The organism is Herbaspirillum sp. Her4, assembly GCF_057961335.1.
In genome coordinates, this window is sequence record NZ_CM176330.1 from 3,878,770 (window position 1) to 3,892,143 (window position 13,374).

10 protein-coding genes are annotated in these 13,374 nt (G+C 54.4%); 3 read left to right on the plus strand and 7 right to left on the minus strand.

The genetic code is table 11. From position 1 onward, the window contains the following. Nucleotides 1–105: 105 nt before the first annotated feature. From ACWFUC_RS17575 to ACWFUC_RS17585, 3 genes are all read right to left on the minus strand, one after another. Entirely contained in the window at nucleotides 106–3,021 is a 2,916-nt protein-coding gene (locus tag ACWFUC_RS17575) for a Tn3-like element IS1071 family transposase (RefSeq protein ID WP_489625081.1), read from the minus strand. A 219-nt stretch (nucleotides 3,022–3,240) separates the two neighbouring features. After that, the gene (gene tnpC, locus ACWFUC_RS17580) at nucleotides 3,241–3,591 is read right to left on the minus strand and encodes a Tn3 family transposase post-transcriptional regulator TnpC (protein WP_489637226.1); all 351 of its coding nucleotides are present in this window, start codon (nucleotides 3,589–3,591) and stop codon (nucleotides 3,241–3,243) included. Continuing rightward, entirely contained in the window at nucleotides 3,588–6,602 is a 3,015-nt protein-coding gene (locus tag ACWFUC_RS17585; RefSeq protein WP_489637227.1) for a Tn3 family transposase, read from the minus strand. The genes tnpC and ACWFUC_RS17585 overlap by 4 nt, the downstream gene beginning before the upstream one ends. 620 nt (nucleotides 6,603–7,222) lie before the next feature. Between ACWFUC_RS17585 and ACWFUC_RS17590 the strand changes: the two genes are divergently transcribed. The 3 genes from ACWFUC_RS17590 to ACWFUC_RS17600 all read left to right on the plus strand — a co-directional run bounded on the left by ACWFUC_RS17590 (nucleotide 7,223) and on the right by ACWFUC_RS17600 (nucleotide 10,734). Further along, the gene (locus tag ACWFUC_RS17590) at nucleotides 7,223–7,807 is read left to right on the plus strand and encodes a 3'-5' exonuclease (RefSeq protein ID WP_489637228.1); all 585 of its coding nucleotides are present in this window, start codon (nucleotides 7,223–7,225) and stop codon (nucleotides 7,805–7,807) included. Between the two features lie 11 nt (nucleotides 7,808–7,818). Beyond that, nucleotides 7,819–8,331: a 3'-5' exonuclease family protein gene (locus tag ACWFUC_RS17595; RefSeq protein WP_489637229.1), complete on the plus strand. Its 513-nt coding sequence runs from the start codon at nucleotides 7,819–7,821 to the stop codon at nucleotides 8,329–8,331. A gap of 555 nt (nucleotides 8,332–8,886) precedes the next feature. After that, nucleotides 8,887–10,734, plus strand: coding sequence for an alkaline phosphatase family protein (locus ACWFUC_RS17600; RefSeq protein ID WP_489637230.1), 1,848 nt, complete (start codon nucleotides 8,887–8,889; stop codon nucleotides 10,732–10,734). 73 nt (nucleotides 10,735–10,807) lie between these two features. On the opposite strand, the gene ACWFUC_RS17605 is transcribed toward ACWFUC_RS17600, so the two are convergent. The 4 genes from ACWFUC_RS17605 to ACWFUC_RS17620 all read right to left on the minus strand — a co-directional run bounded on the left by ACWFUC_RS17605 (nucleotide 10,808) and on the right by ACWFUC_RS17620 (nucleotide 13,365). Beyond that, complete coding sequence (locus ACWFUC_RS17605; RefSeq protein WP_489637231.1) at nucleotides 10,808–12,064, minus strand: class I SAM-dependent methyltransferase; 1,257 nt, start codon at nucleotides 12,062–12,064, stop codon at nucleotides 10,808–10,810. 428 nt (nucleotides 12,065–12,492) lie between these two features. Then, a complete protein-coding gene (locus tag ACWFUC_RS17610) occupies nucleotides 12,493–12,705 on the minus strand; it encodes a hypothetical protein (RefSeq protein WP_489637232.1) in 213 nt (70 codons plus the stop codon). Between the two features lie 41 nt (nucleotides 12,706–12,746). Continuing rightward, on the minus strand, nucleotides 12,747–12,974 hold the full coding sequence (locus ACWFUC_RS17615; protein WP_489637233.1) for a hypothetical protein: 228 nt from the start codon (nucleotides 12,972–12,974) through the stop codon (nucleotides 12,747–12,749). A gap of 70 nt (nucleotides 12,975–13,044) precedes the next feature. Continuing rightward, complete coding sequence (locus ACWFUC_RS17620) at nucleotides 13,045–13,365, minus strand: DUF190 domain-containing protein (RefSeq protein ID WP_489637234.1); 321 nt, start codon at nucleotides 13,363–13,365, stop codon at nucleotides 13,045–13,047. Between the last annotated feature and the right edge of the window lie 9 nt (nucleotides 13,366–13,374).

Genomic DNA, 13,374 nt, shown 5'->3' on the forward strand with positions numbered 1-13,374 from the left:
AAAAGCTAGCACTGGCGCGGAGGTGGTGTTGGTAGATCGTTGATTTCATTGACTTTCCTGTTCACTTTCAAATCTGCGATTCGTGGCGTCAAACCGTGGTCGGTTTCATCCATTGGTGCCAGTTATCGATGCATTTGGCCGCGAAGGCAGGATTTGGTCAGCATAGCGGTCAACCGGGAAGCGAAACACACCCCGCAAGTTGATGCTCTCCAGCCTGGTGGGCGCAATCTTCCCGATCAGTTCCGGTGGAATGACCTGGCGGCGGTTCGACCAGCGATCCAGGACCGCCTGCATCTGTGAGGTATTCCACGCCATCACGATGTTGGCCATCAGGCTCAACGCATCGGCCACAGCCTGCATTTCATCGACACGTTTGGCCTGCGCCGGGCTGATCCGGCCGGTATAAATGGCGCGCTTGAGGGCGTTAACAGCCTCGCCCCGATTGAGCACCCGGCGCAACTCGTTCCTGAAAGCGTCCTTGACAAAGTAGTCAGCCAAAAACGCCGTACGCAGCAACCGCCCCAATTGCACGCCAGCCTCATAGATTGGATCGCCCTGGGCGGCAGAACCGAACCGCGCAAGAGCTGCCACCGCACTGGCATGTCCGCTCATGACCGAGGCTGCCAGGTGCACCAGACTATCCCAATGCTTTTCGATCAAAGCGACGTCGACATTGGCTTCGCACACCGCAGCGATTTCTGTGGGCACTTTGGTGCCGCGTGGCACAAAGAGGTGGCGCTGTTTGAGTTCCTTCAACCGCGGGCAAAGATCAAAACCAAGCAAACGGGCATGTGACATGGCAAAGTCGGTGTAGCCATGGGTATCCACAGCAAGCTGGCTGGTCTCCAGCTTTTCTTGGCGGATGACACCTTCAATGGCCACGCCCGCCTGGCGCTCATTGAGCACAAAGGGCTGCGCATGGAAGATGCCCCACCGGTCTTTTACATGGGAGTAGATTCCAATGGAAGGTGTGTTGCGCCGAGGATCAAGCCGGGCTTGCCACACCCGTTTGGTGGTCTCCATGCTCATCATGTCAGAAGATGCCAAATCGGACCGCCCCCAGGTGGCGGCAATCGGGTGTCGCTGCATGAATTCCAGCACAGCCTGGCAGGCCTGGCTCAGACGCCGTTCGTCCCGCGCCCAGCGCATGGCCTGGCGAATGCTGGTGGCAGACAATTGCGGAATCATGCGCGCGCATTCGACCGCAGTCAGACTGGTGCCGTGGGCCATGATGCCGGCATAGACCATCAGCAGCTCGTCGGTAGAGCGCGGCTCACGTCCGAGCATGATCCAGCTAAAGCGCACCTGGGCGTCAACGGCCAGAATCACTTCCGGCAATTGAACCTCACCGATGCGGTGATCCAAAGCCGCGCGCAGCTTGGTCACTTCTGGGTCTTCGTCCTCTGCGGGCAATGGCGACAAATGGAGTTCATCATCCACGCGCAGTACGCCACTGCGGGCTGCAGCGGCCACCGCATCGACACCGGCAGTTACTCTGGCCAGCAAAGGCTTCAAGAAAGTGGCAGCCTTGCTGGGTAACGATAGACGGGCATAGTGTTTCTTGGACTCTGCCTGCCAACGCTCGTCCGTGAAGAACAAGCGCGCACGACCCCGAAAGCTCAGGCTGTGCTCAATCCAGACCGAGCCATTGCGCACCGCGCGGCGCAGGGCAAACAGGGTGGCCACCTCCAACGCCTGAAACGCCCGTTCCCGGTCTGGGCTGGAGATCGAAACCTGCCAGATCATTCCCAGACTTGGTGCCACCACTTCAACTGGCAGCTTTCTGGATCCTTTGAGATATAAAGCTTGCAGCTTGGCAAGGTACTCGATGGCAGGATGCTCGCCGGTGGCCTGCCAGGGCAGCTTTGCAATGGCGACGAGCAACGACCGCACGGGGCGAATTCCATCAATCAATCCCTCGCGGACCAGGGAGGCCCTGCTCGGTGGTTTGCGTTTCTGGGTTTCGGTGATCAAGGCTTCAAGACGGGCACGCAACTCAGCATCTGGCACCGCACCTTGCGCGCTCAAGGCAACAAGTTCGCCGAGCAGCGTTTTGTACATTGCGGCCCAATTGACGGTAGCGGGGACATCGGCGGCAGCCTGACGCCACAGATCGGCGATCCGGCGCTGCACCATAAGGATCAACTGGTCTGTGGTGGTGAACAGGCAATACCGAAGAAAGCATGCGACCTCCACGGTGCGCGCTGGCTCTTTGATCTTGGCTCCGGCTGAGGGCGGCCTGGAGACAAGTCGGCGCGCGTAGCGGCGCAAGATGAGATCGGGGATGTCTGCCAGGTGCTTATGAACGTCCAGCGTGTAAAGCAGGTCGATGCGCTCCAGTACCTCGCTGATTTGGCGGGTTGAGTGTTTCGCCGGTGCAGCCCATAGCCAACTCTGCTGGGTTTGTCCATCTGGGCGCAGCTCTGAAACTGAGGCTCGCCAGCGATCAAGTGTTGCTGGATCAACGCTGGCGGCGATGGCGGTGCCTGTTTCAACTTCAAGCTGGGCAAGTGCCGCCGCAATCAGTGTCCGAATTGCCCGCTCGTGCACGATCACCAGCTTGTTCTTGTACAGCCATTGACGCGCCCGCACGAGTAGCTGATCGCGGTCGGCGCAGCGCGCCACTTCGTCGCGCAGTTCACGTACCAGTGAGCGGCGCTGGTGCTCGCTCATCCACTGGAATCCAAGGACCGTGCAGGCTACTTGTTGGTGATCGAATAGCGTGCGCCCGCGTTCATACATGGCTCTCAGCGAGGCGACTTCTGGTGCTGCAATGCCAAGCTCGTTGCCAAGGTGGCGCCACAAGGCTACTGGAATTACCCGAAAGGCACCGAGCAAACGCCCACTCATGCGCAGGAAACCAATATGGAGCGCCAGACCAAGCTTGTGGGAATCACCTCGGCGTGCATTGATTGCGTCGCGCTCGGCACCATCGAAGGTGAAAAATGCCTTCATCTCGAAGTCGCTGATATCGCGGGGGAGCCCACGCATCCCCAAAAACGTTGTGTGCCAACCCTGCATCGTGAACCTCAAAAGTGGGAGGCCACCATACCCGTTTACAAAGCGAACAGGAAAGTCAATGAAATCAACGATCTACCCAGACCACCCCCGCGCCAGTGCTAGCTTTGCGTACCGTCACTTATTGCACTGAAAACGAGGGGACCCCTCAGGGGAGCCAGCCGAGATAAAGCAAATTTTCGGATATAAGCCAAAAAGTAATATAGAAACCGATTTTTATGCCTAATCTTTGGGTGTCAGCTTTTCCAGCGGCTCTAGTATCAGAAGCCACGACTGCATAGTGGCGCGGAGGCTATGGATACTGGCGACGGTGTCGAAGGCAACTTCCGTGATGGTGTCCTCCCCCGTAGGAATGGAAATTCCGACGCCGTTGATGACGGTGTGCGCCATACCGTGGAGTCTCAGCAATTCGTCGCGCAAACCATCCTCAGAGCGCAGCTGATCGACCATGTCATCGAGCTGGTCGACCATCCGAAGGATGGCGGATGTATCGAAACCCTCCTCCAGTTCGGTTAAGGCCTGTGCATCGACTAGCCCGTATGCGCTCAGTGTAGTTCGGTGATGCATTGTCATGCTGCTCCTTCTGCGTCCTTAGTCGCTTGTTCCCTCGCACGTTTTGCCGCCTGCCGGAACAGCGACTCTTTTAACCATGCCTCCGGCGGGCGTTTCAAGTCCAGATGGTAATTGCCAAACCGCTTGACCCCGGTGGTGCCGTACGGACTCATGAACGCTGCATCTTCTACGGCGATGTTTTCACCCTCGGCGTACAGTTCTTGAATAATGCGCATCATGTCGACCGTGTTCTGCAAGATCACCGCCGACGCCACCAGATCAATATAGCGGATCCGCTTCTGCTGCTCATTCAGATCATTCTCCGTGATGACATCGCCCCCGAAGTCCAGCCATTTGGTAAATGCGTGATAAGACTCAATCTTGTTCGTTGTTGCAGTGACCTCCTGACGCATTTCCTTCTGAGAAATCCAGCGCAAGAGATAAACAGTGCGGAGAACTCGCCCTAGTTCGCGAGATGCCGCAAAAAGGCGATTGTGGCGCCCGTCGTGGCTTAGCTTGCGTAAGAGCATGGGTGATGCCACTCGCCCTTGCTGGATTGAGATTGCGACCTGCATGAGGTCTTTCCAGTGGTTCCGAATGAGCTTCCAGTCGATGACATCGCTAAAGAGCCGATCAATGTGCTTATACCGCGTTCCTTTCTCAGCCTTATAGAATTTCAAATCCTTCCAATTGCGGATCCGCGGCATCAGCTGGATCCCGTTCAAGTAAGTGAACGCAAAAACCACCTCCGATTGCCCGTGTGTATCCGAGTAGACGGTGTCAGGTTGCACGCTCAGGCCTGCTTTAAGCAGCCCTTCGATCACGTAAATGGCCTCCAGCATGCCCGGCGGTATGAAGTGGCGGAAATTCGCAATGTAGTTGTCTGCAACATGTCGATACGCAACTGCGCCCATCTTGCGGTACCGGAAATGCATGCCCACGAGCATGTTCTGCTCGTAGAAATCATATTGCGTGCCGTCGGCGGCTACCTTTTTACCGTCGCCCCACAGTTTGGGCAGTTCCAGTCGCAGGTAGAGCTCGGTCAGGTCGCGGCAGGCGCTATCCAGCTGCTCAAGGCTCATGTGACGCTGATTGACATAGGAAAGCTGGTGAGGCGTCACGCCGTTGGAAAGGTGCCGTGCCGCCTGGTGCGGTCCCAGGTTGCAACCCATCGCGAAGACGGTGAGAAGATATCTCTCTCTCGCATTTCTCAATTTTGGGTCATCGCCTGACTGGGGCCCGAAATTCCGAGTAAAGCCGGTCCAGTGTTCGATGTTAGCCAAGATATCGAGCAGATTACGCGGCACCAGACGATTTTCGATGGCCGCCTGGAGCGCGATAGCCGAAGCCGGGATTTCTCGCGCCGTGACTCGCCGCAATGTGGGTTCACCATTGGCGCTGATTGTGACGTCACCCGCGTGATTGGGAAATTCGTTGTCGACTTGCGAACTGGTGTCTGCCAACAAATTCTTCAAGTGATCGACAAAGCTGTCGGCGGTGCTGGGGATACTGATTCGATCGCAATAGTCAGCGAGTAGAGCCTCACATTCACTCCAGGGAAGTAACTGATCCCGATAATCGGCAAATGTGCCTGCACCCTCGATACACATGTCCCCGCTGCGCAGATCGCTGGCTAGGTGCGAGAAAACACACACCTCAAGATAACGCCGATTGGTAGGATTTCCGAGGCCGTGGGAGCGCCGCACCAGCTTGCGCCAGCGTTCCGACGCAAAGGATAGATCGACTTCGTCGCTGATCCATTCTGCTTTGCGATGTTCGTTTTCCAACACTACTTCCAAAGCCTTCAACAATGTTTTATCTTGAGTGGCCGGGTTGAACACCAATACCTTGGCCATCTGAAACATCGCCGCACGCCACGATTTGTATGGTTTCCACAATAATGGAAGATGGTTGCCACCGCTCCACACACGGATAGCCTCGCAGTCGCCTTGTAAGCGATCAAGGCTTCCATGCGGAGCCAAGAGTTCGCGAATGCGTTTTCCTGTGGGAGCGTCTTCCAAGCCCTCTGCTAAAATCTCGACGACCTGTTCCAATGTGGCGACGAGATCCTCACTTAGCTCTCGTTGCTTGGCCTGCAGAACTAGCAGTTCCTCTCGGGCACTTTTGTGAATCGCGCCTATCCGACGGATGAACATCTCGGCGATATCGTCACGAGCAGCTACCCGCATATGGCAGATCAACGCAAGAATGAGGGTGTAGCGCTTCTGCGGCCGGTAGTTCTTCATTTCGGCGGCATCCAGAACAGCCGCACGCTCCGACAAATGTCGCAGCTTGTTAGCGGGAACATCGCGCAGAAGCTCACTGGCATCGGGAAGCGACTCAAGCCAATTGAGTTGGTCAATCACAAGATCGAGATGCTTTCTGGAGGCCTTCTTTGCCGATTGCTTTATTTGGTGATAGAGGGTTCTGCGCTGTGGCAAATCTGTTTCGAGAAGTCCGTCGAGCCAGCGTTTTTGCGTAGATGAGAGGCGCTGTCCTATCTCGGTGTAAAAGATCGATTCTGCTCGCGCATGTGCCTGTTCAGCAATATTGTCCAGGGTACTGAACACTGGCAATTCGTATCCCAGCCGGACCAACTCTTCAATCGTGATGTTGATGATATCAACGCGCGTGTCCACGACAGCGGCTGCCCGTTCGGCGATGTCAATGGCAAGTGCCTTTGTCTTGACCTGGTCATAGGTCTTGACCCCGAGGAGTGCGCGTATCACCTTGTGGTGTCGATAGGGAGAAGTGTCCGTGTCGGGATACGATATCTTCAGCACCGGCTGCATCCCGAGGCTGGCGGATATGTGCTCAACTACCTCGCCGGGGATGGAATCTATGGGCGGGAAATATCGGAGGAATTGAAAGCACTTCAAATTGACCAGCAACGCAAGCCTACGTGCTGGCAATCTGGCAAAACTTTGCGCCCATTCAGCTTCTTCCGGACGGGGTGTGAAGGCTGTCTGAAGGTCTTTAAGCGTGAGCGTTCGCGGAAATCTTGGATACGCGGTCCGTTCGATACTGGCCATGGTGCGAGTATTCCTTGGCGGAGTCGTTCAAAGGCGAAATCATTGAAAGAACATGGGGAATTTTTGCGGCTTCCGGGACATTGCATCAGCCGCCGCGTCATTGTCAATGGCAAATTTTCACGCTCTCGCTTATCCTAAATGCCTTGCTTCGCCTCGAATCACGACATGAATAAATTGTGGGCACGAGATGCACTAAACTGTGTCATGAAATAGCTCAAATCGTGGCCATCGGCCCATCAACTTTGTATTTTGGGATCCCTCGCAGCCAATGAAAGAACGTCAACCCTACTCAACCATCCTCGAACACGGCGGCAAAGTCTCATGGCCGAAGGCGTTGACGGACTGGAAGATTGGCCAACGTGTGTTCCTGTCCATTCATGACGGTGCGATCGCCGTAACCACCCTGCCATCGCGCTCAATGAATGGGCGAATATTTTCCGCTCGCGTAAGTCGAAAATTCAACAGCATGCATTTCTCAGCTAGGTGATAGCTATCAGCTAGTCAAACTTGAGCCGGCTCAAGTCGCGAAAGCTACTGTCCCCCTTTAGTCACTAAAGGCAGGCAATTTCGCATGCGAAATTGCCCTTCACTCCTGGCATATCAATAATCAAGAGGATCACGTGGCAAGAATTCTCGTAGTCGACTTGGAAGCAACCTGCTCGGACGACGGCAGCATCACGCCGGAAGAGATGGAAATCATTGAAATCGACGCCTGCTGGGCCACCGAAGGTGGTGTGGTGCTTGAACGGTTTCAGCACTTGGTCAGGCCGCTGACGCGACCGACACTCACGCCATTTTGCAAGCAACTGATCGGCATTACTCAAGAGGAAGTCGATCAGGCTCTTCTCTTTCCTGTCGCAGCCCGAGCGCTTCAGGCCTTCGTCAACGAGGTGGTGGCGAGCGATACTGTCTGGATGAGCTGGGGAGCCTACGATCATAAACAACTGACAAGGGACGCCCAACGCCATGGCATCGCCATGCCTTTGACCATGCCGCATCAGAATGCCAAGCGACTGTTTGCGAAGGCGCAGCGCATTGGCAAGGAGGTGGGCATGGTTCGGGCGTGTACGCTGGCCGGCATCTCTTTGGAGGGGCGACATCATCGCGGACTCGATGATGCCGTCAATATCGCCAAGCTGATGCCGTGGGTATTGGGACAAGCCACGCTGTCTGGCCAGAGCCAAACCAGCGCAGTGGTCTTATGAGGAAGCGCACGATGCCGTTCAACGTTTTTATCGATACCGAGTTCACTGATTTTCTTGATCCGCAGTTGATTAGTATTGGCCTGGTGGCCCAGAGCGGCGAAGAGTTTTACGCCGAGGTTCCCTACGAGGTGCGTGAATGCAGCGAGTTCGTCAAGGCGGCCGTCCTTCCGCTCTTGGGATACGCACCGCACGCCGAAATGACCATGGACGATCTCTATGTCCAGATGACGAACTGGCTCAGGCTGGTGCGACCAAAGGATCAAGATGTCTTTATTTGCTACGACTATCAAACGGACTGGGATCTTTTCTACGATGCACTAGACGGGCGCGTGCCACCATGGTGTAAGCGTCACCCCGTCGCAGATCGCATTAACGAGCTCCTACGGTACGAGTTCCATCGGAAAAACAAGATGCCTGAACACCATGCTCTTAATGATGCCAGGGCGAATTGCTATGCTTTCCGGGAGCTACCACCAACGTCAGATGGCGCATCGGTGGCCCGATCACCACAAGGGGCCGATTGAACTTGGAGCGCGGCAGAGCTCCCCTATGAAGTCGGCGAATGTAGCGAGTTCGTCAAATCGGCCGTCCGTCCGCTATTGGGATACGCGCTGCATGCCGAAATGACCAAAGACGATCTCTATGTCTAGATGACGAACTGGCTCAGGCTGGTAAGGCCAAAAGATGAAGAGGTCTTCATTTGCTACGATTACCAGACTGACTGGGTCCTCTTTTATAACGCCCTGAATGGCCGCTTGCCTCAATGGTGTAGACGTCTCGTTGCTGATCGTATCAGTATTACTAAGCTATTACGGTATGAGTGCCATCAGCAAAACAGCTTGCCCGAACATCAGAGCTAGAAATTTTTATAAATTTATCTAGTTTAAGAAAATTTTGTGACAGCGATATAACAAATAAAGCAATTCCAAGAAGTGAAACATTTCATTAACGCGTAGGGCGCTTTCCTTGATTTAGTAACTCCTTTGCAGGATATTTACGCCCGGCCATGCGGTTTTCGTGGCACGAGTAACACTCAGCAGAAACAATTCAAATATATATTTGCGCCAAGGAGAAACACAATGACGTTTCGAGTTAACCCGCTACTGAAAATCGCCCTTGGAGTTGGCGTCTACGTCGCGATGAACGCGGCACAGGCCGCAGACAAGCCACACAACGTAATCTTGTTCGTCCCGGACGGAATGCGGGCAGAGATGGTCCGTCCCGATACAGCACCAACTATGTCAAACCTGCGCGATGCAGGAGTCAGATTTGCGAATAGTCATTCGTTGTTTCCAACATTTACGACCGCAAATGCCTCGGCAATGGCGACAGGGCACTATTTAGGGGATACCGGAGATTTCAGCAATACAATCTATACTGGCTATCCGGTACCGGGAGCTGGCGCGTCTGTCACGCCGTTCTTGGAGAGCGATCCAGTGCTTGGCGACGTTGATGAGCATTTTGCGGGCGACTATCTTAATGCCGAAACAATTTTAAAGGCAGCTCGTAAGGCCGGATTCAATACGGCCTCTATCGGCAAACTGGGGCCAGTTCTGATTTTTGATCATACCGAACGCACCGGGCAAAAAACAATCATTGCGGACGATTCAACCGGTACAAAAAATGGCATTCCATTGGCGAAATGGGCTGCGGAAGGCTTGTTGGCCGCCGGGTTACCGGTGTCTGCGCCTACCCGTGGAGATAACGGAAAATCGGGTTCGGCCGTTATACCCGGCACCCTTACGGCCAACGTAGAACAGCAAAAATGGTTTGCCCAGCTATTCACTAAGGTTGTACTCAAAAAATTCAAGCAAGACGACAAACCATTTGTCGCAGTGTTCTGGTCTCGTGATCCCGATGGCACGCAACACAATCAAGGCGACAGCCTGAACAAATTGGTGCCGGGCATCAATGGCCCAACCACACTTGCGGCAATCAAGAATGCAGACGATAACTTACGCGAGATTCAAGAGGCCTTGGTTGAATTAGGGTTGGACAAAACTACCGATATCGTGGTTTCTGCGGATCATGGCTTTTCAACGATCTCCAAGCAAAGCGCTACCAGTGATGCCGCGAAAGAGCGCTATTCGGACGTCCCAGAAGGATTTTTGCCGCCCGGCTTTCTTGCTAAAGATCTCGCAGTTGCGTTAGGCCTGACGCTGTGGGATCCAGACCAAAAGAACGCTCAGATCCCGACCGGTGCTCACTCAAAATTTGCAAATGGTGTTCTCGGCGACAATCCAGATAAGCCATTAGTGGTTGTGGCCGGAAATGGGGGCTCAGACCTGATCTATTTGCCGTCAACCTCTGGCAAAGCAGCTTCACAAAAATTGGCCGAAAAAATTGTAAAAACCTTGCTTGCGCAAGATTATGTGAGCGGCGTGTTCGTCGATAGCCGCTTGGGAACTTTTCCAGGCACATTAACGCTGAAGGATATCAACCTACAGGGCTCCGCGATCACACCAATGCCGGCCATTGCCGTGAATTTCAAGTCGTTTTCTACAGGCTGCGACATTGTAAATACTTGTGCAGTAGAAATTGCTGATACGGGTCTGCAACAGGGACAAGGTATGCATGGTAGTTTCAGCAGAGCCGACACCTTTAATTTTAATGCCGCTTATGGACCAGACTTCAAAACTCAGTTTGTTGATACCGCCCCGGTAAGCAATGCTGATGTAGGAAAGACAATTGCTGCGATTCTTCGGTTAAAAATTTCGAATCAAGGAAAGCTGGTTGGGAGAGTGCTGACGGAGGCAATGCCTCATGGGAAAATTCCGGTAGTGACGAAAACAACAATCAAGTCGCTTGCTTCAGATGAGGGATTACGTACCGTCTTAATGTATCAAGAGGTCGGTAAGACTCGCTATTTTGATGCCGCTGGCTTTCCTGGTAAGACAGTTGGTCTGGACGCTATTGGGACTCACTGATAAACCCAGGGTTTTATACCCAAGCGTCAATCCAATTTATGTTGAAAGCCGCTCTCGGGAGCGGCTTTTTTACTTACGTGCTGGGTCGCGTCGATAAAGTACCTGCTTGATGAGGAGGCGAGTCTTCTTTTTGGTAGATATATTTGCGCGACCACGGCAGCGTCTGGGCGCTGTTGCCAGCCTTAGTGCAGATCACCTGATAGAGCGAAATCCAGTCGTGTTCGAAACCATAAGCACTACCGGCCAGGTAGACGCGCCATATGCGGTAATGCTTATCGTCGGTCACATTTTGGATGGCTGCGGTATTTGCTTCGAAGTTGTCGGCCCAGATGCCGCAGGTGCGGGCGTAGTGGCGGCGCAGGTTTTCCACGTCGAAGGCTTCCAGCCCACCTTCCTGCATGGTCTTGAGCACGGTGCTGATGTGCGGAAGCTCGCCGGCGGGGAAGACGTATTTGTCAATGAATTCACCCGCGCCATAAGGTGATTCGCCATTCTCGATGTCGGTACTGGTGATACCGTGGTTCATCGCCATGCCATCATCCGCCAGCAACTTACAGATCTGGGCGAAGTAAACCGGCAGGTTTTTGACGCCGACGTGTTCGAACATGCCCACCGAGGTGATGCGGTCGAAGCTGCCGGTGACATCGCGGTAGTCCTGCAGGCGGATGTCGATGCGGTCCGAGAGCCCGGCGGCTTCGACCCGTTCGCGCGCCAGCGCATACTGGTTCTTCGACAACGTCACTCCCACGCAGTGGGCGCCATACTTCTGCGCCGCGCGCAGCACCAGCGCCCCCCAGCCGCAGCCGATGTCGAGCAGGCTCTGGCCGGGCCTGAGCTGGATCTTTTCCAGGATATGGTCGATCTTCTTCAGCTGGGCGCTGCCCAGGTCCTCGTCGCCATTCTCGAAGTAGGCGCAGGAGTAGACCATGTTCTCGTCGAGGAACAGCTTGTAGAAGTCGTTGGAGACGTCGTAGTGGTACTGGATAGCTTCCGCGTCGCGCTTCTTGGTGTGCGTCACGCTGCGCACCACGCGGCCCAGGCGGCCTTCGGCCTTGAGGGTGTTGGCGGCCAGCGCGTTGGCGACGTTGATGATGTTCTTGACCTTGCCCTCGACTTCGATCTTGCCCTCGACATAGGCTTCGCCGAGGCTGGAGAGCGACGGTGTCAACAGCGAGGTGATGGCCGATGCATGCGGGACTTTCAGGGTGACTTCCGGCACACCGGTACCGAAGTCGTACTGCTGTCCGTTCCACAGCACCAACCGCAGGGGCAGCGCGGATACGTTACGGATGTTTTGTACCCAGGCGTCAAGCTTCTTTTCCCAAAACACGATTTTCCTCCACGTTAGTGATGACTTCTTTAGGCCCTGCCAGGAGTGCTACTTGCGTCAGGGCGGCAATTAAGCAAAAACTCTCCCTTCAAGCTACCGTTTACTCGCAATAAAGACTGCGACGTTAAGTACTTGCAGGATTAAATGCGATTTCCGGACTTATCTCGGTATCGGCCGACTTGTAAGCCAGCCTCCCCTTGGCTGAGCCGCCGCATCTTTCCGCCCAAAGCGCCGAGAAGATGAAACATGACGGTACCCAAGAGCAACAGGTTGTTGTCGGCCCTAGCGGCTTGCCAGTAGGAAGACAGAGCCCAACCGCACCGAAACGTCATAGCGGAAGCATCCAGATGATCCGTGACTTACCCAGTCCAGCATCAGTAAGCAGACTAAAGCGACTGAAGGATCGCTTTAGTCACGCTGGCGAGATTTCAAATGGGGGAGATGCGGCACCAGCTACAGTCACTTCCGATCCAGTGCAATAAGTGCAGGATATGCTGTTCTGCATTTTCACTTCCGAGAAAGAGCGCGCCAACGATTAGCAGAGCGCTTATTAGCAATAGGCTCTCGTGCCACTTCTCCAGGCCAATGGCCAGGCTCTGCTGTTCTTTCTTTGGATGTCGACTCTTCAGCGTAATTGCCATGGTGATCTCCTAAATATGAAAAATTGACGCAATGGTGAGTCTTAGTGCTCACTTGGCGTCGTCTCCTTGCGCTCCTGCGCCCTCCATAAACTCCAGCGACGCCTGGCTGTGACAACCAACCACAGCCAGGTCAACGACGTCAAAATCAATAAGCAAAGTACGACTCTTGGATTTCTGTATTCGAGTTGAGATAGGCCCAACCAACCAGCCAGAATCACGAAGTGGGCGGCTGTCAGCATCCCAATGTGCAGGTTCAGCTTGGCTTTCAAGTCCCGCATCTCCTGGCTGCTTGGCTTCTCTTTTGTCTCCATTATTTCTCCCAGGTTGACCGATGCCGTTTTACTTTGGCGAGCCTATTGCACCAAATTCGACGGCCGTCTTCACGTAAAAAACCGATACACCTTCTGTCTCAAGTCCAGAAAACAGCGTCGTCGAGGTGCGTTCGTCCACGGCGACAACTACTTCGATGGGTTGATCGGCCAGCTCAAAGAAGTGCGCGGAATGTATCCGTCCATCTCGTCCAAATCCTTCGCTTCCAGCCGTGATCGTGCCGCCGTGCGCACCGTTCTCACGCGCGAACTGCAGCAACCATTCGGCCAACGGCTTCCCTTTGTGTTTGCGGTCTTGCTGCGTGAAAAAGGTGATCTGAAAGCCTTTCATGGTGGGCTC

Bases quoted from the DNA above. Each gene is read 5' to 3' on its own strand.
- ACWFUC_RS17575 (WP_489625081.1), bottom strand. From the start codon at position 3,021: ATGCAGGGTTGGCACACAACGTTTTTGGGGATGCGTGGGCTCCCCCGC.
- tnpC (WP_489637226.1), bottom strand. From the start codon at position 3,591: ATGACAATGCATCACCGAACTACACTGAGCGCATACGGGCTAGTCGAT.
- ACWFUC_RS17585 (WP_489637227.1), bottom strand. From the start codon at position 6,602: ATGGCCAGTATCGAACGGACCGCGTATCCAAGATTTCCGCGAACGCTC.
- ACWFUC_RS17595 (WP_489637229.1), top strand. From the start codon at position 7,819: ATGCCGTTCAACGTTTTTATCGATACCGAGTTCACTGATTTTCTTGAT.
- ACWFUC_RS17600 (WP_489637230.1), top strand. From the start codon at position 8,887: ATGACGTTTCGAGTTAACCCGCTACTGAAAATCGCCCTTGGAGTTGGC.
- ACWFUC_RS17610 (WP_489637232.1), bottom strand. From the start codon at position 12,705: ATGGCAATTACGCTGAAGAGTCGACATCCAAAGAAAGAACAGCAGAGC.
- ACWFUC_RS17620 (WP_489637234.1), bottom strand. From the start codon at position 13,365: ATGAAAGGCTTTCAGATCACCTTTTTCACGCAGCAAGACCGCAAACAC.